This is a genomic window from Cyclobacterium sediminis, assembly GCF_054781075.1.
Genome location: NZ_BAAGVC010000002.1, coordinates 258,480 through 284,648, shown reverse-complemented (window position 1 = coordinate 284,648; position 26,169 = coordinate 258,480). Strand labels below are relative to the sequence as shown.

Annotated in this window: 18 protein-coding genes; 11 read left to right on the top strand and 7 right to left on the bottom strand. The window is 38.6% G+C overall.

Annotation, left to right across the window (positions count from 1 at the left end):
* Nucleotides 1-573: 573 nt before the first annotated feature.
* The 6 genes from ACYVHJ_RS01710 (at nt 574) to ACYVHJ_RS01685 (ending at nt 14,187) form a co-directional block, all read left to right on the top strand.
* Nucleotides 574-1,245, top strand: a complete 672-nt coding sequence (locus tag ACYVHJ_RS01710) for a class I SAM-dependent methyltransferase (RefSeq protein ID WP_460511998.1) — start codon at nt 574-576, stop codon at nt 1,243-1,245.
* Nucleotides 1,246-1,625: 380 nt separating this feature from the next.
* Nucleotides 1,626-6,170, top strand: a complete 4,545-nt coding sequence (locus ACYVHJ_RS01705) for a malectin domain-containing carbohydrate-binding protein (protein WP_460511996.1) — start codon at nt 1,626-1,628, stop codon at nt 6,168-6,170.
* A 223-nt stretch (nt 6,171-6,393) separates the two neighbouring features.
* A complete protein-coding gene (locus tag ACYVHJ_RS01700) occupies nt 6,394-7,062 on the top strand; it encodes a response regulator transcription factor (protein ID WP_460511994.1) in 669 nt (222 codons plus the stop codon).
* Nucleotides 7,059-8,450: a sensor histidine kinase gene (locus ACYVHJ_RS01695; protein WP_460511992.1), complete on the top strand. Its 1,392-nt coding sequence runs from the start codon at nt 7,059-7,061 to the stop codon at nt 8,448-8,450. Before ACYVHJ_RS01700 ends, ACYVHJ_RS01695 begins: the two co-directional genes overlap by 4 nt.
* 236 nt (nt 8,451-8,686) lie before the next feature.
* The gene (locus ACYVHJ_RS01690) at nt 8,687-13,021 is read left to right on the top strand and encodes a CusA/CzcA family heavy metal efflux RND transporter (protein ID WP_460511990.1); all 4,335 of its coding nucleotides are present in this window, start codon (nt 8,687-8,689) and stop codon (nt 13,019-13,021) included.
* A 14-nt stretch (nt 13,022-13,035) separates the two neighbouring features.
* On the top strand, nt 13,036-14,187 hold the full coding sequence (locus tag ACYVHJ_RS01685) for an efflux RND transporter periplasmic adaptor subunit (protein WP_460511988.1): 1,152 nt from the start codon (nt 13,036-13,038) through the stop codon (nt 14,185-14,187).
* Nucleotides 14,188-14,348: 161 nt separating this feature from the next.
* Here the strand turns inward: ACYVHJ_RS01685 and ACYVHJ_RS01680 are convergent, their stop codons facing one another.
* On the bottom strand, nt 14,349-14,921 hold the full coding sequence (locus ACYVHJ_RS01680) for a TlpA family protein disulfide reductase (RefSeq protein ID WP_460511985.1): 573 nt from the start codon (nt 14,919-14,921) through the stop codon (nt 14,349-14,351).
* A gap of 114 nt (nt 14,922-15,035) precedes the next feature.
* Here ACYVHJ_RS01680 and ACYVHJ_RS01675 point away from each other — a divergent pair, with 114 nt between their 5' ends.
* Nucleotides 15,036-15,479 carry a hypothetical protein gene (locus ACYVHJ_RS01675; RefSeq protein ID WP_460511983.1) on the top strand — a complete coding sequence of 148 codons (444 nt, stop codon included), beginning with the start codon at nt 15,036-15,038 and terminating at the stop codon, nt 15,477-15,479.
* A gap of 5 nt (nt 15,480-15,484) precedes the next feature.
* Here ACYVHJ_RS01675 and ACYVHJ_RS01670 read toward each other — a convergent pair whose 3' ends face one another.
* From ACYVHJ_RS01670 to lpdA, 6 genes are all read right to left on the bottom strand, one after another.
* A complete protein-coding gene (locus ACYVHJ_RS01670; protein WP_460511981.1) occupies nt 15,485-16,747 on the bottom strand; it encodes a replication-associated recombination protein A in 1,263 nt (420 codons plus the stop codon).
* Nucleotides 16,748-16,789: 42 nt separating this feature from the next.
* Nucleotides 16,790-17,824, bottom strand: coding sequence for a threonine aldolase family protein (locus ACYVHJ_RS01665; protein WP_460511979.1), 1,035 nt, complete (start codon nt 17,822-17,824; stop codon nt 16,790-16,792).
* Complete coding sequence (locus ACYVHJ_RS01660; protein ID WP_339906096.1) at nt 17,824-18,279, bottom strand: DUF2721 domain-containing protein; 456 nt, start codon at nt 18,277-18,279, stop codon at nt 17,824-17,826. The genes ACYVHJ_RS01665 and ACYVHJ_RS01660 overlap by 1 nt, the downstream gene beginning before the upstream one ends.
* A 238-nt stretch (nt 18,280-18,517) precedes the next feature.
* Nucleotides 18,518-19,357 carry an anti-sigma factor gene (locus ACYVHJ_RS01655; RefSeq protein ID WP_460511976.1) on the bottom strand — a complete coding sequence of 280 codons (840 nt, stop codon included), beginning with the start codon at nt 19,355-19,357 and terminating at the stop codon, nt 18,518-18,520.
* Nucleotides 19,357-19,890 (bottom strand): RNA polymerase sigma factor, encoded by a 534-nt coding sequence (locus tag ACYVHJ_RS01650; protein ID WP_460511974.1) that lies wholly within the window; start codon nt 19,888-19,890, stop codon nt 19,357-19,359. The genes ACYVHJ_RS01655 and ACYVHJ_RS01650 overlap by 1 nt, the downstream gene beginning before the upstream one ends.
* Before the next feature lie 52 nt (nt 19,891-19,942).
* On the bottom strand, nt 19,943-21,340 hold the full coding sequence (lpdA, locus tag ACYVHJ_RS01645; protein ID WP_460511972.1) for a dihydrolipoyl dehydrogenase: 1,398 nt from the start codon (nt 21,338-21,340) through the stop codon (nt 19,943-19,945).
* A 218-nt stretch (nt 21,341-21,558) separates the two neighbouring features.
* Here lpdA and fabG point away from each other — a divergent pair, with 218 nt between their 5' ends.
* From fabG to ACYVHJ_RS01625, 4 genes are all read left to right on the top strand, one after another.
* Entirely contained in the window at nt 21,559-22,305 is a 747-nt protein-coding gene (gene fabG / locus ACYVHJ_RS01640; RefSeq protein WP_339905500.1) for a 3-oxoacyl-[acyl-carrier-protein] reductase, read from the top strand.
* A 96-nt stretch (nt 22,306-22,401) separates the two neighbouring features.
* A complete protein-coding gene (locus ACYVHJ_RS01635; protein ID WP_460511969.1) occupies nt 22,402-23,235 on the top strand; it encodes a sulfurtransferase in 834 nt (277 codons plus the stop codon).
* A 496-nt stretch (nt 23,236-23,731) separates the two neighbouring features.
* Entirely contained in the window at nt 23,732-25,279 is a 1,548-nt protein-coding gene (locus tag ACYVHJ_RS01630) for an AbgT family transporter (RefSeq protein WP_460511967.1), read from the top strand.
* Nucleotides 25,276-26,136: a serine hydrolase gene (locus ACYVHJ_RS01625; protein ID WP_460511965.1), complete on the top strand. Its 861-nt coding sequence runs from the start codon at nt 25,276-25,278 to the stop codon at nt 26,134-26,136. The genes ACYVHJ_RS01630 and ACYVHJ_RS01625 overlap by 4 nt, the downstream gene beginning before the upstream one ends.
* Nucleotides 26,137-26,169 lie beyond the last annotated feature (33 nt).

The following is a 26,169-nucleotide window of genomic DNA, read 5'->3' as shown; positions in this document are numbered from 1 at the left end:
TTATTGCTGCTTGATAAATGAATGGGAATTGAAGGATGTTGTTTATTTCAACGTTCTTTAATTCCTTTTTTTATACGTGAAAAACTACTATTTTTTATCAAGTCATTATATAGGTCAATCTTAAGTATTTATTAAACTTTCTTCATACTTGGGACGCTAAAAATCCGCTTCCAACCAGCTACCAGTAATTTTATTTTAACATTTAAATATACATTCGGGTTTGAAATATATACTTACTTTTCAATTGCTAAGAATTTCCTAAATCTAATACGAATTTATAAAGAGCAATTAGGGTATTTGCGTTAATCTGTGCTTAAATTTCATTAAAAGCTTCTTGGTTAATTTATTTAAAAGAATAAATGGCCTTAATTTTGAGACCGAAAAAGAGGAATAATAAGAAAACCAAATTCAGGGTGATGTTTTAAACTTAAATAAGAAAAATTTAAGTAAGCTGATTTGGCTGCTAATCAATATTAAATGTCAATTTTCTTACTGAGGTTCAGCAAAAGGCATTTTCTCTAGCCCTTTATAACCAAACTTATTAAAACTAAGGTGTTTTAATAATTAAAACCTATGATCAAAAATTTTAAAACTTGGGCATTTAGCGATTCGTCTGTTCAAAACTCTCTGGGGAATAATTTTCGTCAAAAACGAATGGCATTATTTAAAAATCAACTTCAAAAGTTACAAAAGCCTATAAAAATACTAGATGTAGGAGGTTATGAAGAATTTTGGGTAAATGCAGGCTTAGCCAATGTTCAAGGTATTCAAATCACCATATTGAATTTAGAGGCGGGAATATCAAATTATACTAACTTTGAAATTGTCAAAGGAGATGGTACAAATTTATCAGCTTACAAAAACAACTCCTTTGATATTGGTTTTTCCAATTCAGTAATTGAACACCTTTACAACAGGGCGCAACAAAAGAAGATGGCAGAGGAAATAGTTAGAGTGGGCCGGTATCATTATGTCCAAACTCCTAACAAATTTTTTATCATAGAACCGCATTATTTACTGCCATATTTCCAGTTTATTCCAAAAAGCATCAGATTTTTTATCCTGACAAAAACTAAATTTAGCAGGTTTAAAAAATGGTCTTCGAACGAGGCTCAACAGTACCTCGATGAAATTCTTTTACTGTCAGGAAAAGATATGAAGGAACTTTTTCCTGACAGTAAGTTAACCAAAGAAAAATTTATGGGAATGACCAAATCTTTCGTCGTTCACAATTTTGAAAATTGATGGGTTAAAGAATTAAAAAGTATAAACCATTGTATTTTTATAGTACTTAATTCTTTTATCCTATATAAACCATTAATTGTTAGAATTTAAAGTGATGAAATATTTGACTTTCCAAACATACCTTTATATGTTTGTATAAATGCATTTCAAATACATATTTTTGAAACACAGACCAAAATTTGCATTAACACATCGTAATAACCCTTAGTCAAATTAACCGGAGTAAAAAACACTCTACCTGGCTGAGAAAAGAGATTTTCTAAAATTAAACTTTGTTTTGGAGAATTTGGAGGGTGGTTCATCTCAAATTTGAAATACTTTTTCTTTTACAGAATAGCATATAAAAAAGCCAACACAAATAACTCAGAAATATTAAAATTATGGTAAGCAAGGAATTATTGATGGTTAGCAGGGTTATAATGATTTGTTTAGGAGGAATAATTTTAATGGGTTATACCGTCAAAATTGGTGATAAAAGCCCCGCTCCTCCCCTAGGTCCTGCTGTCACCGCCTTGATTTTAGTCAATGCCGATACGGATCAGGATATAGCTATCATAAAAAATAATGATGTATTCAATTTAAAAGAAATAGGTACTTCAAATCTCAACATTAGAGCTGAGGTAGAAGATGGGGCAGAAAGTGTAATTTTTGATTACCAAGGAAATACAAATTATAGAACAGAGAATCATCCTGTCTATGCGATTGGAGGAGACATAAGTAATGATTACAATCCCTGGAATCCTGTATTAGGACCTAACACACTTGGGGCCACAGCTTATTCAGGGGACAATGGTTCTGAGCTCGCAGGGCCTTCTCTGACAATAAATTTTGAGGTTATAGAAGAAGAAGTAGAGGAAGAGGTAGAGGAAGAAGAAGAGGTAGAGGAGCTGGTCTACCCAGCTGTAGTTCGAATCAATAGCGGTGGTCCTGAAGTATCTTATGGCAGTTCAATTTTTATAGCCGACGAATATTTTTCAGGAAATGGAAAACCTTATATAAAAAATAGTCTCTCGGAAATAGCGAATACTACTCAAGATGAAATTTACAAATCAGAACGTAGTACAAACGCAAGTAAACAATCATTCACTTATAATATCCCTGTAACAAATGGTGAATATGAAATTAACTTACACTTTGCTGAAATCTATTGGGGAGCAACAGGCGGAGGTCCCGGGGGATCAGGAAAAAGAATATTTGATGTAACAATTGAAGGTAATCCCATCCTTTCTAATTTTGATATCAATGCAGAAGCACCAGCTATGACTGCTTTGATAAAGACCTTTTCTACTTCTGTAACCGACCAATCACTAGACATAACATTTAGTGCATCTCTGGATCAACCCAAACTTTCTGCCATTGAAATTTTTGGAGAGGGAAGCCTCTTATCAGAACCTGATGAAGTCATCATCGAAGGCCTAAACTTTATCAATTGCCCGACTGAAACTTTATATGTGGGTGATGTGATTGATTTGGATCTGGAATTCTTCCCTTCCAATACAAGCAATAAAACAGTAGCTTTTACTGCTAGTGATGCCGTAAATATCGATTATTTAAGTGGAGCGTTGACCGCATTATCACCTGGGGAAATCGTTGTTACCGCGACCAGTTTAAGCAATGGGGATATTTCAGCTCAATGCATGATCACTGTGTTGGATACAGCAATCCAAAAAGGGCCTTCAGTAAATGCTCTTGTTTTAGTCAATGCCGATACTGATGAAGACATTAGCGAAATTAGAGAAGGGGATGTATTCAATTTAAAAGAGATAGGAACTTCAAACCTCAACATTAGAGCTGAGGTAGATGAAGGAACAGAAAGTGTGATTTTTGATTATCAGGGTACTACAAATTACAGAACAGAGAACTATCCTGTATATGCGATTGGAGGAGACAATAGTAACGACTATAATCCCTGGATTCCTGAACTAGGGCAAAACATCCTTGGTGCCACAGCCTATTCAGGAGACAATGGTTCTGAGCTTGCAGGGCCTTCTCTGACCATAAATTTTGAAGTTATAGAAGAAGAGGTAGAGGAGGTGGTCTACCCAGCTGTAGTTCGAATCAATAGCGGTGGTCCTGAAGTATCTTTTGGCAGTTCAATTTTTATAGCCGACGAATATTTTTCAGGAAATGGAAAACCTTATATAAAAAATAGTCTCTCGGAAATAGCGAATACTACTCAAGATGAAATTTACAAATCAGAACGTAGTACAAACGCAAGTAAACAATCATTCACTTATAATATCCCTGTAACAAATGGTGAATATGAAATTAACTTACACTTTGCTGAAATCTATTGGGGAGCAACAGGCGGAGGTCCCGGGGGATCAGGAAAAAGAATATTTGACGTAACACTTGAAGGTAATCCCATCCTTTCTAATTTTGATATCAATGCGGAAGTACCAGCTATGACTGCTTTGATAAAGACCTTTTCTACTTCTGTAACCGACCAATCACTAGACATAACATTTAGTGCATCTCTGGATCAACCCAAACTTTCTGCCATTGAAATTTTTGGAGAGGGAAGCCTCTTATCAGAACCTGATGAAGTCACCATCGAAAGCCTAAACTTTATCAATTGCCCTACAGAAACTTTATATGTGGGTGATGTGATTGATTTGGATCTGGAATTCTTCCCTTCCAACACAAGCAATAAAACAGTAGCTTTTACTGCTAGTGATGCGGTTAGTATTGATCACTCAAGTGGCGTTTTGACCGCATTATCCCCTGGGGAAATCGTTGTTACCGCGACCAGTTTAAGCAATGGGGATATTTCAGCTCAATGCATGATCACGGTATTGGATACAGCAACTCAAGTAAGTCCTTCAGTAAATGCACTTATTTTAGTCAATGCTGATACTGATGAAGACATTGGCGAAATTAAGGAGGGAGATGTTTTTTACTTAGAAAATATAGGGACAGCTAATCTAAATATCAGGGCAGATGTTAGTCAAAATACTGAAAGCGTAATTTTTGGTTATCAAGCAAACCCATCTTATAAACTGGTTAATTCACCTCTGTATACCATAGGAGGGATTAGTGGAGATGATTATGAAGCATGGAACCCTAATTTAGGAAACAACACTATAGTTGCAACAGCCTATGCTGGAGACAATGGTAGCAATGTTTCCGGAGAAGCTTTAAGTATAAACTTTACAATTTTACAGGAGGACGATCCGATAGATGAAAATGAATTTGCCCCTGTTGTAAGAATTAATAGTGGAGGTCCAACGGTTATCTATGGAGATTCCCTATACATGGCTGATGAATTTTTTGAAGGAAAAGGAAGCGAATCTTCAGAGGAATTCCTAAAGGATAAAATTTATGGTACTGTTCAGGATGACTTGTATATCTCGGAACGCAGGGTCACTTCAAACTTGGCATCATTTACTTACAATATTCCCGTTACAAACGGAAATTACCTTATCAATTTACATTTTGCTGAAATTTATTTTGGAGCCACAAATGGTGGACAGGGAGGTACCGGTAAAAGGATATTTGATGTGATCATTGAGGGAGAAAAAGTTTTAGATAGTTACGACATTAATTCAGTGGTAAGCCCTATGACTGCTGTGATAGAGACTTTTAGCACAAAGGTTACAGACCAATCTCTCGACATCACATTTAATTCCATCCGAAATCAGGCTAAAGTTTCGGCTATAGAAGTTTTCGGTGATGGTGAATTGACATTTGATCCTACGGCATGTTCATGGAATAATTTAAGCCCATCTAGTTTAAGCAAAACTGAGTCACAAAGTGTTACCATAAACGACAAATTATACGTCCTTGGAGGTTTTGTGGAGAATCTTGATATTACCTCCGTGACTGAGATATACGATCCATCAAGCAATTCTTGGTCCTACGGAGCACCAATGCCGATTCCTGTTACCCATATGGGAGCAGTAGCAGTAGGCGAAGAAATATGGATATTGGGAGGTTTTGCGGGGGATCATCCCGGCAAGTCAACCGATCTTGTTCAAATTTACAATACCTCTACAGACACATGGTCTACTGGGCCTTCACTTCCCCTTCCCAGAGCCTCAGGTGGGGCCGCTTATAGTGAGGGCAAGATACATTATTTTGGAGGATTACTTCCAGATAGAATAACCGATGTTGGGGATCATTTTGTCTTTGATGTCAATGATCAAGAAGGAGGTTGGAAAACCTTGGCCCCTCTCCCTGAACCTAGAAACCACCTGGGAGCTGCTGCGGTAAATGGAATCCTTTATGCGATTGGAGGTCAGTTTGGCCATGATGCCGGAGTAGATGATCAAGCATTCTTGCATGCTTATGATCCACAAACCAACAGCTGGACCGAAAAAAATGATTTAAGATCTGATCGTTCTCACTTCGAACCTGGAACTATCGTCCACAACAATAAAATAATAATTGTAGGTGGCCGAAGAGGAAGCTTTATATTCGACGATATAACGGAGTACGATCCAATTTCTGATGCTTGGTCTGAGCTTTGTCAGCTACCTGCAAGGTTGCTCGCTCCTTCAGCGAAAATTATAGGAGATCAACTTATAGTAGCCAACGGGGGAGACAATGGCACATGTTGCTTACTTGACCAAACGATCTCGATGACGGTCACACCTGAAGCAAATGATGAAGCTTTAAGAACCTTATCAGATGCAGACAGGATATCTATCACACCTGAAAATTCAGAAAGCAATGTATCTATGGTTGATGGATTGGAAAACTCCATAACCCTATTTCCAAATCCTATAAATGACCTATTGACGGTAAAAAGCTCTTCTCTAAAACCAATAAATTTAACCCTAATCGCTCCTACAGGAACCGTTTTGATCGAGAAAAAAGAGGTACTGGAATCAACATTTGACACCAGCGAAATTAAACCTGGCCTGTATATTTTGATTGTGAATAATGGCGAAGCTTATAAACGGTTTCGGATAATCAAAAAATAAGTAAGGCCATAGATTCAATTATTATCGGTGTAAATCTTCGTAAATTAACTCCTAATTAAATATTATTTCGCAAATCCTATTTTTAAGTTTTAGACTATATTAATAAGTCTTTAAGCAAATCTTAAGAAAGAAACTGTTAATTTGCTTTATAAGAACCCTTGGTGCAACCTCCAACAATGGGAAGGCTAAGAATTAGCACTTGAATTCTTAAAAGTGTTTTGAGATGAGGATTTTAATAATTGAAGACGAACCGGGAATTTCAGGCTTTTTGAAACAAGGACTGGAAGAAGAAGCTTATGCTGTGGATATTGCCGAAAATGGCAAGGAAGGTTTAGAAATGGCCTTGGAAGGATATTACGATATCCTTCTAGTAGACTGGATGTTGCCTGGTATGAGTGGAGTGGAAATTACAAGAAGGTTCAGAAAAGAATTTCCTTCCACACCAATCCTTTTTCTTACCGCCAAGGACACCTCAGACGAAGCCATTTTTGCCTTACAAACCGGAGCGAACGACTATATCCGTAAACCTTTTAATTTTGAAGAATTATTGGCCCGAATAAGGGTTCAATTTAGAAACCAATCCGATCATCAATTGTCTTTAACTTTAGGCCCCATCTGTTTATATACAGAAAACCACCGGGTAGAAGTCAATGGAAAAGAGGTGATATTGACTCAAAAGGAATTTGCACTTCTGGAATACCTAATCCGGCACAAAAACAAAGTATGCCGGAGAAGTAGAATCATTGAGAGTGTGTGGGACATACACTTTGATTATGACACAGGTGTGATTGATGTATTCATTAATTCCCTCAGAAAAAAACTGAGCTTAACAAAGGACAACAACTACATTCAAACGATAAGAGGTGTAGGCTATATGGCCAGAGAGGAATGAAAAGAACATACAAAAACAGGCTTTCATTTAAGTTAACCATGGCATCTGCCTTAATGGTGTTGGTATCCTTCTTACTTATTTATCAGGTAGTGAGATCTACCGTATTGGAAAATATTGACAACAACCTTGAAAATGAAACCAATAAACATGTCAATCAAATTAAAATAGAGGATGGTCAAATAAAATTTGCTCACAAAGGAGAATGGGAGGAAGAAGAACACAAAGAAATAATTTTCAATCCTATTTTTATTGAAATCGTTGATAAGGAAGGAAAGCCCATGGACAAGTCTCCGAATTTGGGAAGCAACAACCTCTATTTTAAACCCGGTACTGCATCGGTGGATCGGGGGTTTAACCTAACCTTAAATGGACAAGAAGTGAGGCAAATGCAGGTAGAATTATTGACCGAAGGAGAATTGACAGGATACCTTTTACTCGCCACATCATTTGAAGATTCCAAGTCCCTCCTTAACAATCTCAAAACGGTTTTATTTCTACTTTACCCGATTGTTTTATTATTCCTTTTTCTAACCTTAAGGTGGCTTGCTTCCAAAAGCATTCAACCCATTATTGATATAACTAAGAAAGCAGAAATAATCACCAAAGACAATCTTAATGAAAGACTGCCAAGCCTCAAGTATAAGGATGAAATTAACAGCTTATCAGTTTCTATTAATCACCTTCTGGAAAGGATAGAAAAAGGGGTATTAAGGGAGAAACAGTTTACTTCAGATGCTTCTCATGAGCTCAGGACACCCTTGGCAGTATTGAAAGGGAATTTTGAGGTTTTGATTAGGAAACCTAGAACTCAGGAAGCATACATTTCAAAGATTAAAGATGGAATTCTTATCATTGATAAGCTAAATGCTATTTTAGATCAATTGTTGACATTGGCAAGATTCCAAAAAGGTATTCATAATAATGAGGAAGTTGATTTAAAGTTTCTTGTGGAAGACATCATTGACTCCACCCAAAAACAGCATCCGAAACGCAGTATAATGTTTAATGAAAAACTTGAAGATAAGGGTTTTATCAGAGCCAATGAAAAATCGGTATCTATCATCATTGAGAACTTAATTCAGAACGCCTTAAAATATTCCCTTGATAATCAAGAAATTAAATTGGTTTTAACGCAAGAAAAAGCAGGCATATGCTTAAAGATCATTGATCAAGGCATCGGAATATCTGAGGAAGAATTAAAAAATATTTATCAGCCATTTTTTCGAGGAGAAAGTCATGAACTGGGAAGAATAAATGGTGCCGGACTAGGCCTATCTATTGTAAAAAAACTATGTGATTTATATCAGGTGAAAATTTCTATTCTTAGCGAAAAAGGCAAGGGGACTACCATTACACTTTTATTCCCATCTACCATTATACAGGCTTAGCTGGATTAGAGCTTGTTGCTCGGATAATAAATAGGTAATTCCACCGAATTGGTGGAAATTTAACCTAACCATATGGCATTACAGGTACTTTACTTCTTGATACTGGCAAAATTCAGGAATCAAAATGTATGCCTTATGTTCAGCTAAATATTTTAAGCCAATCTTAAGAAAAGCTTGAGAAAAGTCAAGGTATTGACCTTTTATCTTTAGGCATTCATTTATAATCTTTGGTCACAATGTTAGAGCGAATTATTCAATACAGCATACGACATAAATTGATCGTGCTTCTTTTTTCAGCAGCTGTAATTGCCTTCGGCACTTATTCTCTGTCTGAAATTCCAATAGGTGCGGTTCCGGACATCACCAACAATCAGGTTCAGGTGATCACCACCTCTAGAAACCTTGCAACAGAAGATGTTGAGAAATTTTTGACCTATCCAATAGAGTTGGAGATGGCCAATTTACCCAATGTGAAAGAAATCCGCTCGGTCTCTAAATTTGGCCTTTCAGTAGTGACAGTGGTATTCGATGATGAGACTGGCACCTACTTACCCCGACAACTCATTGCTGAAAAAATCAAAGCAGCAGAGGAAAAAATCCCTACCGGTTTTGGTCAGCCTTTTATGGGACCAATTTCCACAGGCTTGGGGGAAATATATCAATATGTTGTAGAAGTAGATGCTGCCTACAAAGATCAGTATTCTTTGACAGAAATAAGAACCATACAAGACTGGATTATCAAACGCCAACTCTCCGGTATTCCAGGTGTTATAGAAGTCAATACATGGGGAGGCTATTTAAAACAGTATGAAGTGGCAATCAACCCGGAAAAACTCAGGAGCCTCAATATTACTATGGCCCAAACATTTGAGGTGCTTGAGAAAAACAACAGTATAGCCGGGGGGGGATATATAGAAAAAACAAACCAGGCTTATTTTGTAAGAGGAGAAGGACTGGCAAGTTCTATAGAAGACATTGAAAATATAGTAATAGAAAATAGAAATGGTACACCTGTATTCATTAGGGATGTGGCTACTGTAGGTTTTGGAAAAGCCACTCGTTTTGGAGCAATTACCGGTAATGGCGAAGGTGAAAAAGTGCTGGGGCAAGTAATGATGCTGAAAGGAGCCAATTCCAAAGAAGTTATCAATGCTGTAAAAGAACGAGTAAAAGAAATATCACCATCCCTCCCTCCGGGCATAAGCATTAATCCTTTTCTGGAAAGAAGTGAGCTGATTGATAAAACGACATATACCATCGCAGAAAACCTTATTCTAGGCTGTTTGATCGTGGTATTTGTGGTTGTTCTTCTTTTGGGAAACTTTAGATCCGGTCTAGTGGTGGCATCTGTAATTCCTATGTGCATGTTATTTGCCTTATCTCTTATGAATATCTTCGGGGTGGATGCCAATTTGATGAGTCTTGGAGCCATTGACTTTGGAATAATTATAGACGGTGCAGTAATCATCGTAGAATTTATCGCCTATAAAATCACAGCGGAGCGTTCAAGACTATTGCACTTACCCAAAATCGAAAGACAAGGATTGATTGATAAAATCACCTATTCCGGGGCCTCGAAGATGATGCATTCGGCTATATTTGGACAGCTTATTATCATCATTGTATTTATTCCCATTCTATCCTTGGTAGGTGTGGAAGGCAAAATGTTTCGTCCAATGGCCTTGGTGTTTTGTTTTGCATTGATTGGAGCAATCATTTTTTGTTTTACCTATGTACCGGTGATGGCCTCCCTTTTTATCAAGCCTTCAGACCCTAAAAAGAAAACCATTTCTTCAGGATTGATTTCATTTTTAGAAAACAGGTACAGGCCTGCCATCGTTTGGGCCTTGAGGAAACAGAAAATTGTTATCGGAATGGCTGTTGCTTTGATGGTTTCGGCGGGGCTCTTATTTTCCCAGATGGGTGGTGAGTTTATACCTACCCTTGACGAAGGTGATTTTGTTATTCAGCCTGTACTCAAAACAGGAACCTCCTTATCCAATACCATCGAAATCATAACAAGGATGGAGCAAATAATCCAAGAATTTCCAGAGGTGGATCAGGTGGTAAGTAGAATTGGAGCCGCAGAAGTTCCTACCGACCCCATGTCAATGGAAGAAAGTGATATCATTATTAAACTTATCCCAAGAGATGAATGGGTTACGGCCGAAAGTAAAGATGATTTAGCCAATAAATTTAAAGAGGCCCTTTCTGAGATTGCCGGGGTGGAGTACGAATTTACCCAACCTATAGAAATGCGTTTCAATGAACTCATCACAGGTGTTCGGGCAGATTTGGCTATCAAAATTTTCGGAGAGGATTTAGATATCTTGTATGAAAAAGGTTTAGAGGTAGGGAAAGCCATTCAAAATGTTGAGGGGGCTGTGGATATTTCCGTAGAGAAAATAGCAGGCCTACCACAAATGTCCGTTAAATATGATCGGCAAAAGATTGCAAAGTATGGCTTAAATATAGCAGAATTAAACAATATACTTACCATGGGCTTTGCCGGAAAATCGGCAGGGACAATTTTTGAAGGGGAGAAGAAATTTGATTTGGTTATCAGGTATGATGAAGTCCACCGAAAAGACATTGACAATATTGAAACCGCCTCTATCCAATTGCCAAATGGCAGCCAATTGCCTTTACGGGAATTTGCTGAGATTACCTACACAAAAGGTCCTGCTCAAATATCTAGAGACAATACCAAAAGAAGGATTGTAGTTGGTGTCAACGTAAGGAATAGAGACCTTGAATCCGTGGTGGATGATGTGCAAGAAATTATCCAAAATGACATTGACCTTCCTGTGGGTTATACGATTGATTATGGCGGACAATTTGAAAATTTGAAAACTGCAAAAGACAGGTTATTGGTTGCTGTCCCAATAGCCCTGCTTCTCATTTTTATTTTGTTGTATTTCGCCTTTAAATCAGTAAAAGAGGCCTTGCTAATTTACAGTGCTATTCCAATGGCAACTGTAGGAGGCGTAGCCTTACTTTATATGCGTGACATGCCTTTTAGCATTTCGGCAGGTGTAGGATTCATTGCCCTTTTCGGCATCGCTGTATTAAACGGCATTATACTAATAGAAGAATTTAAAGAATTGAAAGCAAAAGGGGTATATGATATTAACCGGCGTATTCTTTTAGGGACAAAAAGCAGGTTAAGACCTGTTTTGCTAACGGCCGCAACCGATGCATTGGGCTTTTTACCCATGGCTATTTCTACTGCAGCCGGAGCCGAGGTTCAAAGACCGCTTGCCACAGTTGTCGTTGGAGGCCTCATTACCTCAACCATTCTCACATTAATTGTATTGCCAATTTTGTACGCCCTTTTCGATAAGCAAGGGCCTTTACCTAAGGCCAAACTACTTAAAATAGCCCTTCCTGTCCTATTCCTATTTTCATTACCTATTATTAGTCAAGCGCAAGTCCGTGAAATTGACTTAGAAAAGGCTGTAGAGATTGCGCTGGAAAACAACCTAAGTTTAAAAGCATCCCAGCAAAGAATTGATCAAAGTGAGCAGTTGATTGGAAGTGCCATAGATATCGATAAAACAGAAATATTTTATAGCAAAGACCAAAACAATTTGGCCCCCAATAACCTGCCCCTCAATGTCTGGGGCATTCAGCAGAACCTGCAATTTCCAACCATCTATGGGGCTCAAAAAAAGGTGATGAAAGACAAATCACAAGTGATTAAGGATCAATTCCAAATGGACCAATACCTCATTACAAAAGAAGTATCTAAGTCCTATTACGAAATTATTTACTGGCAGGAAATGCTAAAGAATTACATTTACCTAGATAGTTTATACTCCCAGTTTCAGCATGCTGCGGGAAGAAGATTTGATCAAGGTGAATCTAACTATTTGGAAAAGTTAACCGCTGACACCAAAAGGAAAGAAATTTCCCTTATGCTGAATCAAATAAACGAGCGTATTAATAGATCCTATATCGAGTTGAATCAATGGTTACAAGCTGATACTGAATACCGGGTAAATGAAGAAAATCTTGAAAGAATCCCCTTAAGCCCACTTGACTCAGCTAGCCATCCTGTTATCAATTATTTTGCAGATGCCATAAATTTATGGGCCAGTAATTATAAGCTTGAGAAGCAAAGATTACTACCCGATTTAAATCTATCTGTATTTCAAGGCATGAACAAGGGTGTAGGTAGGCAAACCTACTCAGGTTTCCATGTAGGTGTAGCCTTACCGCTATGGTTTGGATATCAAAAGTCAAAAATTGAAGCTGCAAAGACCCAAACCAAAATAATTGCGTCCGCAAGGAACAATTACCTCATACAATTGCGCTCCCAATACAACGCTTTGCTTTCCGACTTAAGACAATTCGAAAAAGAATTAGTTTACTATGAAGAAACTGGTAAAAAGTTATCAGAAGAAACGCTGTTCCATGCCAATAAGGCTTACCAGAATGGTGAAATAAACTTTCTTCAATACACCCAGTTTTTAGAAAACTCCAAAACCATCGAATCCAATTATCTTCGTTATCTTTTTCAATATAATGAGACGGTATTGGAGGCAAACTATTTAATGAATTATAAATAAATAATAACCATCCCATGAAAAATCATGCACTAAATTATATGATTTTTGCTTCCTTTCTTTTCTTTTTATCCTGTTCATCTCCGGGAGATATTTCAGATCAGAAAGAACCTGTCACTGAGGCGACAATGGAGGGTGCCTATACACTTACTGCCAGCCAATTCAAGTCATCAGGAATGGCCCTTGGAACTTTTGACAGTTCTACTTTTCATCAGATTATAAAAGCCATAGGTAAATTTGATGTTCCACCGGAAAATAATGCGGCCGTAAGTTCCTATTTCCCCGGAACGATAAAGGATATCCGTCTTTTACCCGGTGAAAAAGTAAGAAAAGGGCAAAACCTATTAACCTTAGAAAACCCTGATTTTGTTCAGATCCAGCAAGATTACTTAGAGGCAAAAGGACAGCTTAGCTACCTTCAATCAGATTATGAAAGACAGAAAAACCTTGTGCAAGACAAAGTTACTTCCCAAAAGAACTACCTGAGAGCCGAATCTGACTATACCGTCACAAAGGTAAAAGCAGCCTCTCTTGCAAAAAAACTGTCATTAATGAATATCGATCCCAACACCTTAAACCTGGAAAATATTCGCACCACAATTCAAATCAGTTCACCCATAAGTGGCTACGTAACTCAAGTAGATGCGAGGAGGGGACAGTTTCTGGAGTCTTCTCAAACAGCCATCTCAATAGTAGACACAGATCATATGCATCTCGAATTAAATATATTTGAAAAAGATCTTTCTAAAATTCAAAAAGGCCAAATCATCCATTTTAAAACACAGGAGGACAATAAGCAAAGCCATGAAGCATTTGTTTATCTGGTGAACAAAACAGTAAACCCTGAAGATAGAACCATTGGAATCCATGGCCATTTATCTGATGAGAAACTAAATCAAAGATTCAATCCAGGCATGTATGTAGAGGCTGAAATTTATGCAAATTCCACAAGTAAATTATCCCTACCTCAAGAAGCTTTGGTCGACATTGAAGGTAAATATTATGTGTTGATACTCAATAATTATTCTCAAAATCAATATTTCTTTAGCAAAAAAGAGGTAAAAACAGGCTTGAGCAATGATGGAAATGTGGAGATTTTAAACCATACCGATTTTTCAAAAAACACTCAGTTTCTGGTAAAAGGAGCATTTAATTTAATAACAGAATAGTTGCTCGCATCTCAAGCGGAGGATTGTGCTACTTTTCCACCAAAACTTATTTGTATGATAATTCGAGGGTAGAAACCCTCGAATTATTATTCTCACCAATTCAGCCCCTATTAAAATACTCTATTTTCATTGGGGCTACCTAAACTATCTCATCCATAAAATCACAAAGACAATAAAAAGTCCTGAAACTCTTGGTTGTTAAAATTGCTCATTCCTTCCTGATAAAAGACAATTTCTCCTTCCGGGCTTACCACCAAGGTGGTGGGTATGGCTTGACTTTGTAAGGAAGGGTTTAACCCATAGGCTGCATGAACAATGGGAAATGAATATTCCTTTTCCTCCACCAATTTAATGCTCTTATTGAAGTCCTCATCCAAAGCTATCATTAAAAATTTAAGATCCTCTTTCCCTTTCACTTTATCATATAAATCAGAAATATGGGGCATCTCTGCTCGACAGGGGGGACACCATGTTGCCCAAAGATTTATAAAAATAGTTTTTCCTTTATACTGAGACAAGCCCAACCTTTCACCATTAACATCCAAAAACTGCCCTGTATAATCAAAGGCCTGTTTTTCTTTGTTTTCTAAAGTCACTTTAGGCTTAATCAAGCCGGTAGATAATACCAAAGACTGAATTCCTCCCATTATTGGGGTGATGAGGCCGGTGAAATACAGAATTCCAAATACCCCCAACATTATGCCCCAACTTTTAATTTCTTTTCTCCAATTCATCTGTTATAATTTTTTGTAAAAATAAGTACTATTTATCTAGTAATCGGTGACAATTCTCACGCTATAGTTACCGAAATTATTAGGACTTGTTTACCTTTGTGTAAAACGAATCCTATGAAAACAAAGTTAAGATTTACTGCTTTTTTTGCTATTCTATTAATGTTCGTTTCATTCCAAGGGATGGCACAAGTGCATGTGGGCATTTATCATGAAGGCATACTAAGTCATATAGGTGTAGGTTCGGATCCTGAAAAGAAAATATTTGCTGAAGCCAGAGTGTTTGCCGGAGGTATGGTAAACCCTTTTATGGGTTTAGAAGCGCTGGGCCATTATAATTTTCGGCAAACTGATTGGTACAACTTACATGGTGGTCTATTGTTAGGCTATAATGAAATATCGGATGCCCAGGCCGGAATACCACTTGGACTAAGCCTTAAACCCATAGCCAATCACCGTCAGTTTATCTTACTAATGGAGGGGACGCCTATGTATGGCGCATATGATTTAACTTTCCGGGCATTGATAGGCCTCCGATACACGCTGAACAAGGCAAATTAGTCGGGTTAGTACCCGTACTTCTTACCCCAAAGTTTTTGAAGGTTTCTTCTTAGATCGTTTTCACGGGCATTTGATCCGGGATCATAAAGTTTGGTTCCTTTGATCTTGTCCGGAAGAAACTCTTGAAAGGCAAAGTTATTTTCGAAATCATGAGAATACTTATAGGCCTTACCATAGTTAAGATCCTTCATCAACTTGGTAGGAGCATTTCGCAGGTGAAGAGGAACTGGTAGGTCTCCCTCCTGTTTTACCAATGCCTGAGCAGAATTGATGGCCATATAACTTGCATTACTTTTCGGAGAAGAAGCCAGGTAAGTTACACATTGGGAAAGAATAATTCGGGACTCTGGGTATCCAATCACATTCACAGCCTGAAAGCAATTGGTAGCCAGTAATAGTGCATTGGGATTGGCATTGCCTATATCTTCAGAAGCCAAAATAAGAAGCCGCCTGGCGATGAACTTCACATCTTCTCCCCCTTCTATCATTCTGGCCAGCCAATAGACGGCAGCGTTTGGGTCTGATCCTCTGATCGATTTAATAAAGGCAGAAATAATGTCATAATGTTGCTCTCCTGATTTGTCATAAAGGGCCACTTTCCGTTGGGCTACCTGCATGACCATCTCATTTTCTATGATGATCTCCTCTGCTTTTATACTATCGATGACAATTTCCAGCAGATTGAGCAGCTTCCTTCCATCCCCTCCGGAAATACGGAGCAATGCATCTGTTTCTTTGAGCACCACCTTTTTTTTCTTTAGAACGGTATCATTCTCCAATGCCTGAATCATCATGGCTTCCAGTTCCTCCCTTCCCAAAGGGTTTAGGGTGAAAATTTGACACCTGGACAATAAGGCCGCATTGACTTCAAAGGAAGGGTTCTCCGTAGTGGCTCCGATCAGCCTGATTACTCCTTTCTCCACTGCCCCTAACAAAGCGTCTTGCTGGGACTTATTAAAACGATGGATCTCATCTATAAAAAGTACTACCCCAAGCTGGTATTTCGCCTTCTGAATTACTTCCCTAATGTCCTTGACCCCGGAGCTAACAGCACTTAATGTATAAAATGGAGCCTTGACTTCATTGGCAATTATATTGGCAATGGTGGTTTTCCCAACTCCGGGAGGGCCCCATAAAATTAATGAAGGAACTGTTCCGGCTTTGATGGCCTTGTGAAGAAAAGTATTGGGCCCGGACAAATGTTCCTGTCCAATCAACTGATCTAAGGTAGTTGGGCGCATCCTCTCTGCCAAAGGAGTTTGTTCCATAATCGTTAATGTCTAATTTTTAAAAAAGGTATAAATTTCAATTTATTTTTCCCAACGCCTCATTCTGTTTTCGAAAGCTTCAAGATGTTGGTCCTTAAAATCCATATGGGTAACCATTCTTATTTGATCTTTTCCGAACTTTACAGCCCATATATTTCTTTCTGTCAGTTCCTCCAAAAAGGACTCTGGGCTTATTTGAGCTAAGCGAGCTATCACTATATTGGTGGTTGTAGGGAGTACTTCTTTCACAAAAGGGGTTTGTTCTAGAATCTTTCCTACTGCCTTTGCTCTTTCATGATCTTCTTCTAACCTAAAAACATTGTGATCAAGCGCATAAATTCCAGCAGCTGCCAACATTCCTGCCTGCCGCATCCCTCCACCCAGTGCTTTTCTTATTTTTCTTGCTCTTTTGATATCGGCTTGGCTACCCAACAAAACCGAACCTACTGGGCAACCCAATCCTTTGCTTAGGCAGACCGAAATGGTATCAAACATTTTCCCCCAATCAAAAGGTCTTTCACCGGAATGGACCAAGGCATTAAAAATTCTGGCCCCATCCAAATGAAGTTTAAGCCCGGTTTCCTTACAAAGTTGCCTGATCGGTCTTACTTCATTCAAGGTATAAACACTACCTCCACCTTTGTTCATGGTGTTTTCCAAAGACACCAGCGTGGTTTCCGGTAAATGATCATCGTCCGGGTTTATGTGCTGCCGAATCTCCTCCGCATCAATTTTTCCAAGGACACCATCCAATAACTTTACAGATGCCATGCTATTGGACATGATCCCTCCCCCTTCGTACAAATAAATATGAGATGATTTATGGCAAATCACTTCGGTTTGGGGACGGGTATGTAGTTTTATAGCGATTTGATTGGTCATGGTTCCTGAAGGACAAAATAGTCCTGCCTCCATACCAAAAAGGCCGGCCAATTTATCTTCCAAAATACTTACCGTGGGATCCTCCCCAAACACATCATCACCCAAGCCTGCATGGAGCATGGTTTCTTTCATTTCGTAGGTTGGAAGGGTTAGCGTATCGCTTCTCAGATCCACTCTCAATTGATTATTACTCATTAATCTTTATCGTTTTTTCTAATGCTTTGACCAAAAGATGTTCGGGTTTTTATATTTAGCAAATCCTCAATATCTGAAAGCTCTATATTCAATGCATTGTTTGAGATTTGAATTTCCACCAAGGAAATGCCCAAGGAGATCAACAAGCAAAGCATGCTTGCCATAAACACCCAATTGGCTGCTGTATCGAAGTCCTGGTACAATAAAAACATACAAATTACACAGAGAAAAAAACTTATGACGCCATAAGTCTGCATGTTTTTAATCATGGTCAGCCGACGTTTAAGATTTTTTATCTGTCCAATAATAACCTCTTCATCCATACTGCTTTCTTTATATTCTTTGTGCAGACCTCTAATCAGGCTGGCCATGGCCAAAAACCTGTTGGTATAGGCCAACATCAGCAAAGTGATGGCAGAAAAAAGAAGTGCCGGGGTGGAAAGTGTCAATTCCATAATTCATTAAGATTTAAAAGGGTTCCCTAGTTTCTATCAAAAGCTCTGAAAATAATTACAATATAAGCATCAAACCAACGGATAAGAAGTTGGTTTGAAATTCCGTGAAAATCGTGAATTTCTACCATCCTATTAATCAATACAAATCTTTACTCCACTTCAAAAGTTAAGCCACAATTTAAAACAAAAACCCCGTCAATTTGATGACGGGGTTCGGTTTATTTTGTATGTATTTCTATTATGAGACCTCTCCTAAAACTACAAGTTTTTCTAAGGTAGGACTTTCGCTACCACCTTTTGGCTCAATAGTAATTGCAAAAGCTTGGGCTCCTGAAGCGATATCCATCACTTGCAAATCAAGTATTTTTTCCGGATCTACCAAACCGATTCCAACTGGCCCTTCTTCCCCTATCGCCCAAAGCTGGTAATCATTATTCGGATCAAGAGATGCCAACTGATTTACAGAAAGTAGGACTTCTTTGCTATTTTGATCCCAGAACACATCCACTGCTGCATCTTCTTGCATAGGTAAACCCTCACCTTTCATTAGAATTTTCTCAAAATCTCCGGTGATGAATCTTTCCATCCCACTATTCAGTTCTTTTAATTGAACCTGATTGGTCTGCATTTCTTCTGCCAATACTGCATTTTGTTGCAAAGCAATGGCAAACCTTTGCTCTACATCAAAATATTGATTGGCATAATATATGGCCATACCTACAGAAATCACTGCAACCACTGAAGCAGCTACAGCAAAGGTCTTCCATGGATTAGCCACAGGTACCTGCTTAATATTCTTTAATTTTTCAGGAGATGCTTCAGTCTCAGAGCTTACGGAAAAAGGGTTTTTTTCTTCCGATTCAAGGGTGGCAAATATCTTATTCTTCAACTTAGGCGAAGGTTTGACAGCTGAAGCTTGGTCAATAGCAAGCATGGCATCTTCAATGGCAATAATTTCCTGATTGATTTCAGGATACTTTTTTGCCATGGACAAAACCTCTTGTTGTTCTGTCTCATTGAGATCTCCCAAAACAAAGAGTTCCAATTTACCGGACGATATGTAGGCTTTGATATCCACTAGATTTTATCAGCTTTCTTTTTCAACACTTTTATAGCAGACCGAATTCTGGACTTAACGGTTCCCAATGGCAAGGCGTATTGCTCTGCCACTTCAGTATGTGTATATCCTTTAAAGTAAATACACTCCATAACGAACCGTTGTTCCTCATTCAAGTCATTCATCAACTCTTTAACACCTATTCCGTCAACAGCTGCTGCGGTATCTGCGGTGCTTTCCATACCATATACGTAAGCGTCTATGGTATTGGTCTTACTCTTTTTAGAAAATTCTTTTGACCGAGTTTTATCTATAGCTGAATTTCGGCATATATTCGCCATCCAAGTGTATAATCGTCCTTTAGATTCATCATAATTATCAATTTTGGTGACGATTTTTACAAAAGCATCATGAAAGACTTCTTCGGCGATGTCCCGATCAAAAATTATCCGGGAAATTACACCAAACAAAGCTGCAGAGTATTTTTCATACAAATACTCTTGGCTTTGTTTACTTCTGGCCCTCAGCCCTTTTATTAATGCTTCTTCTTCCAAAAAAGATATGGGTCAATAATGAGAATTACAAATTTTGAACTTATTTAAAATCTTAAAGGTGGATTACCTCATCATAAGCAGCAGCCGCTGCTTCCATTACAGCTTCAGACATGGTTGGATGTGGGTGTACAGTCTTGATAATCTCATGTCCTGTTGTCTCCAGTTTTCTAATGGCTACAATTTCAGCTATCATTTCAGTCACATTGTAACCAATCATATGAGCTCCCAAAAGCTCCCCATATTTGGCATCAAATATCAATTTAACAAAACCATCTTTGGCTCCGGCAGCAGAGGCTTTACCGGAAGCAGTAAATGGAAATTTACCAACTTTAATGTCATATCCTGCTTCCTTGGCTTTGGTTTCTGTATAACCCACAGAAGAGATTTCAGGCAAACAATACGTACAGCCGGGAATATTATTATAGTCAAGGGGTTCTGGGTTTTGACCAGCTATGTTTTCTACGCAAATGATTCCTTCTGCAGAGGCCACATGAGCCAAAGCAGGCCCTGGGACTACATCACCAATGGCATAATAACCCGGCATATTGGTTTTGTAAAACTCATCAACTTTTATCTTGCCTCTATCCACTAGAATCCCAACATCTTCAAGTCCACAATTTTCTACATTGGAAACCACTCCAACAGCTGATAGTACTACATCACAATCTATATTTTCTTCTCCACTTTTGGTCTTAACAGTTACTTTGCAGCCTTCTCCTTTGGTATCCACATTGGTTACCTCAGCACTGGTCATCACCTTAATACCTTTCTTCTTGTAAATTTTCTCAAGTGTCTTGGATACTTCTTCATCTTCATTTGGAACGATACGATCCAAGAACTCAACGATGGTCACATCCACTCCTATAGAACTGTAAACATAGGCAAATTCAACACCTATGGCTCCAGAACCTACCACAACCATTTTCTTGGGCAATTTATCCAAGGTCATGGCTTTGCGATAGCCTACGATTTTTTCATTATCTATTTTTAATGCAGGTAACTCCTTAGACCTTCCACCGGTAGCAATTATGATACTGTCAGCACTATAAACAGTTTTATTGCCATCTTTGTCTTCTACTTCAACTTTTTTGCCCGGTTGTACTTTTCCCCAACCCATCAATTTTTCAATTTTGTTCTTTTTAAACAAAAATTGAATGCCTTTGCTCATTCCTTCAGCTACATTACGGCTACGCTTGATGATATTCTCAAAATTAACGCTTGCTTTATCTACGGAGATACCGTAATCTTCAGCATGGTTAATGTATTCAAATACCTGCGCACTTTTTATCAAAGCTTTAGTAGGAATACAACCCCAATTCAAACAGATTCCCCCTAGTTCCGCAGCTTCTACTACTGCAGTTTTTAATCCTAATTGAGAAGCTCTAATTGCTGCTACATATCCACCTGGACCACTGCCCAGAACAATGACATCGAATTTCGTTGAAGACATATTTTTGACTTTTAATTACTATTTTGCTATGCAAATTTATAATAAATTAGTTCAGAAAAAAATTTGGTTTTGCATATAAAAGTTAATATAAATTCAATTTTCCACCAGATTGGGTAACGATCATCAAAATGTAAGGCCTACTAATTAATTATTCAGTAGCCCATATTTTATAATAAATAGCTATTTTTGAATTGAATTAAACAATAAAAACATTGACTATGGGATTACTTACAGGTAAAAAAGCCTTGGTAACAGGGGCTTCCAAAGGAATAGGCAGATCAATTGCCATCCGTTTTGCTCAGGAAGGTGCTGATGTGGCCTTTACATATTTATCTAGTGTAGAAAAAGGAGAAGCTCTCGAAAAAGAATTGACGGCTTTTGGCATTAAAGCAAAAGGCTTTCGCTCCGATGCCTCCGATTTTGCGGCAGCAGATAAATTAATTGGCGATACGGTGGCATTTTTGGGAGGAATAGATATCCTTGTAAATAATGCTGGAATAACTCGTGACAATTTATTGATGAGAATGTCGGAAGACAATTGGGATGAAGTGATCAATATTAATCTCAAATCTTGTTTCAATACTGTGAAGGCAGTAACCCGTACCATGATGAAAGCCAAATCAGGATCCATTATCAACATCACCTCTGTCGTAGGCGTGAGAGGCAATGCCGGACAGTCTAATTACGCAGCTTCAAAGGCCGGGATCATTGGCTTTACCAAATCAGTAGCCCTAGAATTGGGGTCAAGAAATATTCGCAGCAACGCGGTGGCCCCCGGGTTTATAGAAACAGAAATGACGGCAGTTCTTGATGAAAAGACTGTTCAGGGTTGGAGAGATGCCATCCCAATGAAAAGAGGAGGAAGTCCTGAAGATGTTGCCGACGCCTGCGTTTTCCTGGGATCTGATATGAGTACTTATATATCCGGCCAAACCTTGGAAGTAAATGGTGCCATGAATACTTAAAGAACCACCAAATAATGTATATTGTTGCAGCCCGGGGTGCTTACCTTGGGCTGCTTCGTTATAAAGTTTTTTCAAAACCATTTAAATTATATCACTATGGCCCTCTCTCTTATTAAAGCGGATGAACTTGTCCAACTTCAAGGGGTGGACAACCTCATTCTGATTGATGCACGTTTTCATTATCCAGCCTATGTTGAAGAACATCTTGAGGGAGCCTTTCATGTAGATTTAAACAAGGACTTATCTCAAATTGATGAGGATCCGGCAAATGGCGGTCGCCATCCCTTACCCTCTCCACAAGCATTTGGAGAATTAATTGGACAACTTGGTATCACTCCCGAAACTCATGTGGTAGTCTATGATGACAAACAAGCATCCATGTCTGCGGCTCGTTTCTGGTGGATGCTTAAAGCTTTGGGTCATGAAAAAATTCAGGTATTGGACGGTGGTTGGCAAGCAGCCAAAAAGCAAGGATTTCCTTTGGAAAGTACATTGCCCACTGGTCAACAAGCAGCTTCCTATCCTGCCAGCCATTGGCAATTACCGATTTCAAGTATCAATGAGGTGAAGACTGCAACAATGTTAAAGGAGAAAATAATTATTGATGTAAGGGAAAACGAAAGGTATAGAGGGGTTATGGAGCCTATAGACAAAATTGCAGGTCATATACCGGGAGCAGTAAACCTGCCTTTTTCAGAAAATCTGGATGATAATGGCCTTTTTTTACCTCAAGAAATATTGAGAGAAAAGTACCTGCAAACTTTTAAAGGCCAGACATCAGAAAACATTATTGTACATTGTGGTTCGGGAGTCACAGCTTGCCATTCTCTTCTGGCCATTTGCACTGCAGGGCTGGATATACCCAACCTATATGTAGGCTCTTGGAGCGAGTGGTCTAGAAATAACCTGCCTATAGCCACATTATTATAAACATTCAATTGTTTACCCGGATGATTTAATAGAATTTCCGAACTTTCAGGAACCGTTAAAATCACAAGAAAACCAGGCTGTTTGGGGCTTTTATCTTTAGCAACGTGTCTGCCGGCCTTAGGCAGGCCTAAAAACAGCAACAAAGTGGCTGATTTTGTCCGCCGTGGGGAATCAGCACGGAATAGATTGTCTTTTGCATATTTCGGATTCAACACATTAAAACAAAATAAACTTCCACTAAAATGCTGTAGTGATGGCAACCTTTTTTACAAAGGGGTTGGCTTCAGCAACTACCACTCCAATTTAATTCTTAAAAAAGTGACATTAGGTTTGCCGGAAGTGAAAGGTATACTCACTTTATGAAGTATTGGATAAAACAGATGGAAGCAAACCTGAATTTCAAATCCTAGCTTTACAAAACCACAATTTAAGATTTCAAACCGCTTTTCATCATTTATCAGTTTCCTTTCTTATTTTTGAATTTAACCTCAGCAAAATGGGAAAAGCCAACATGAAAAGAGGCCTACAAGACAGGTTTTTAAATGCAATCGAAAAAGCGGGTAATAGGTTGCCGGACCCTGCTGTTTTATTTCTTGTGTTAATGTTAGTAACATGGATACTTTCAGCACTCTTGGCTCCTATAGATTTTGGGGAGATTGATCCAAGAACAGGGGAGAAATTGTTTATTCAAAACCTACTCACTGGGGAGAAATTGGCAGATTTTCTTTCTCGAATGATTGTTGTGTTTATCAATTTTCCTCCTTTGGGTGTGGTATTATTGGCTATGCTTGGAGTAGGTGTAGCAGAGTATTCAGGTTTTATCAATGCGGGGTTAAAATACCTCTTGAGTTTTACTCCAAGAAGTCTGCTAACCCCTATTTTAATTTTAGTGGCCATTGTAAGCCACACTGCTGCAGATGCAGGATATGTTTTAGTAATCCCTTTGGGAGGAATAATATTTTATGCGGCAGGCCGGCATCCGCTAGCCGGAATTGCCGCAACCTTCGCAGGTGTTTCAGGAGGGTTTAGTGCCAATTTTATCCCATCGGCCATTGACCCGCTACTCCAAAGTTTCACTCAATCAGCAGCTCAAATCTTAGACCCATCCATAAGCCTTAACCCATTAAACAATATCCTCTTTACTGGAATATCAAGTATAGTAGTGGTAGGTGTCGGCTGGTATTTAACAGATAGAATCATAGAGCCTCGCCTAATCCGAACCAACCCGGTAGATAAAGATTTATCCGACATACCCAAAATGGAGGAATTGCAACCTAAAGAAAAAACTGCCTTTAAAGTCGCTAGCTTGGTCATGGTCCTAGGTCTTATCGGTCTGTTCTTCTGGGCATACCCTATAGACTCCAGCTTAAGAAGTGAGTCCGGAGAAATCACCTCTTTTGCTGCACCATTAATGCGTTCGATAGTGCCTTTGATTTTCCTTATATTTTGGATACCTGGAATTATTTTCGGCTTTCTTTCAAAATCTTATAAATCCTCTGCAGATGTAATAGCGTCCATGAGCAAATCTATGGGGAGCATGGCCCATTATATTGTCATGGCCTTCTTTTGTGCCTTGTTTATTGATGCCTTTTCACAATCAAATATCGGAGCCATGACGGCATTGAAAGGAGCAGCATTCCTGAAAAGCCTACAATTGCCTTCCCAGGTAACGGTGGTGGGTATAATTTTTCTCAGTGCTTTTGTCAACCTTTTGGTGGGCTCGGCGTCAGCCAAGTGGGCATTGATAAGCCCAGTATTTGTTCCCATGCTAATGCAATTGGGAATTTCTCCTGACCTTACCCAAGCCGCTTATAGGATTGGCGATTCTGTCTCAAACATTATCACCCCCTTACTTCCCTATTTCCCATTGGTAGTGATTTTCTGTCAGAAATATGTGAAAAAGACGGGGATCGGTACGTTGGTTTCTATCATGGTACCTTATTCCGTATACTTACTTATTATCTGGACCATATTTTTGTTGATTTACTGGACTTTAGGCATTCCATTAGGCCTGCAATCATCCTATGAATATCCGGCAATATGACAATTATGGCGGGATTGAAATACTATTTCCATTTATTAAGTGTACCATTGATATTGCTGTGTTTATTTGCCCAACCTGCTGCCGGACAACAGTCGTTAAAAGAATATTTGGCTAACTTAGACCCCTCTATTTCATTATCTTACATTATCCAGAACAAACATGGGAACATTCTTTCTAAGGCTGACCCGGATAAAAAGATCCCTTCTGCAAGTATCATTAAAGTACCATTGCTTATCTACTTTATGCAAAAGATGTCAGATGGTACTTTCTCTCTGCAAGATCGCTATCACCTCAAAAATAAGGACAAGGTGGGCGGGGCCGGTGAATTGCAATTTAAACCTTCCGGTTTAAGTGTTACTTATGAATACCTGGTAAAAGAAATGATCAGGGTTAGTGACAACACGGCCACCAATATTATTATTAGAAAGTTGGGATTGGAGGCATTCCAAAGGTGGTTGAAGGAAAATGGTTTCAAGACTACGCAATTGAATAGGTTCATGATGGATTTTGAGGCCATAGAAAAGGGTAAGCAAAATTACTTAAGCCCGGAAGAAATAAACAGGCTACTACTTGATCTTTACAATGGGGACTTGCTTTCTAAAAAGCTAAGCTTAAAGGTTATAGAATACCTAAAAAACTGTGAGGACACCGCAGGTTTACCTCATCTAATACCGGAAGAGGTAGCCATCGCCCATAAAACAGGGACTTTGGATTATGTCCGTGGGGATGCAGGGATCATTTTTGGTAAAAAGCCCATTTTCATTACGGTAATGGTTGAAAACTTCTCAGAATTAGCTGAAGCAGACAGAATCATATCAACAATTGGTAAGCTGGCTTTTCTGGAATTCTCCAGGTAACAAATACCAAAGAGGCATAATTTTTGGGATTAA

Bases quoted from the DNA above. Each gene is read 5' to 3' on its own strand.
- ACYVHJ_RS01710 (WP_460511998.1), top strand. From the start codon at position 574: ATGATCAAAAATTTTAAAACTTGGGCATTTAGCGATTCGTCTGTTCAA.
- ACYVHJ_RS01705 (WP_460511996.1), top strand. From the start codon at position 1,626: ATGGTAAGCAAGGAATTATTGATGGTTAGCAGGGTTATAATGATTTGT.
- ACYVHJ_RS01700 (WP_460511994.1), top strand. From the start codon at position 6,394: ATGAGGATTTTAATAATTGAAGACGAACCGGGAATTTCAGGCTTTTTG.
- ACYVHJ_RS01695 (WP_460511992.1), top strand. From the start codon at position 7,059: ATGAAAAGAACATACAAAAACAGGCTTTCATTTAAGTTAACCATGGCA.
- ACYVHJ_RS01690 (WP_460511990.1), top strand. From the start codon at position 8,687: ATGTTAGAGCGAATTATTCAATACAGCATACGACATAAATTGATCGTG.
- ACYVHJ_RS01685 (WP_460511988.1), top strand. From the start codon at position 13,036: ATGAAAAATCATGCACTAAATTATATGATTTTTGCTTCCTTTCTTTTC.
- ACYVHJ_RS01680 (WP_460511985.1), bottom strand. From the start codon at position 14,921: ATGAATTGGAGAAAAGAAATTAAAAGTTGGGGCATAATGTTGGGGGTA.
- ACYVHJ_RS01675 (WP_460511983.1), top strand. From the start codon at position 15,036: ATGAAAACAAAGTTAAGATTTACTGCTTTTTTTGCTATTCTATTAATG.
- ACYVHJ_RS01670 (WP_460511981.1), bottom strand. From the start codon at position 16,747: ATGGAACAAACTCCTTTGGCAGAGAGGATGCGCCCAACTACCTTAGAT.
- ACYVHJ_RS01665 (WP_460511979.1), bottom strand. From the start codon at position 17,824: ATGAGTAATAATCAATTGAGAGTGGATCTGAGAAGCGATACGCTAACC.
- ACYVHJ_RS01660 (WP_339906096.1), bottom strand. From the start codon at position 18,279: ATGGAATTGACACTTTCCACCCCGGCACTTCTTTTTTCTGCCATCACT.
- lpdA (WP_460511972.1), bottom strand. From the start codon at position 21,340: ATGTCTTCAACGAAATTCGATGTCATTGTTCTGGGCAGTGGTCCAGGT.
- fabG (WP_339905500.1), top strand. From the start codon at position 21,559: ATGGGATTACTTACAGGTAAAAAAGCCTTGGTAACAGGGGCTTCCAAA.
- ACYVHJ_RS01635 (WP_460511969.1), top strand. From the start codon at position 22,402: ATGGCCCTCTCTCTTATTAAAGCGGATGAACTTGTCCAACTTCAAGGG.
- ACYVHJ_RS01630 (WP_460511967.1), top strand. From the start codon at position 23,732: ATGGGAAAAGCCAACATGAAAAGAGGCCTACAAGACAGGTTTTTAAAT.
- ACYVHJ_RS01625 (WP_460511965.1), top strand. From the start codon at position 25,276: ATGACAATTATGGCGGGATTGAAATACTATTTCCATTTATTAAGTGTA.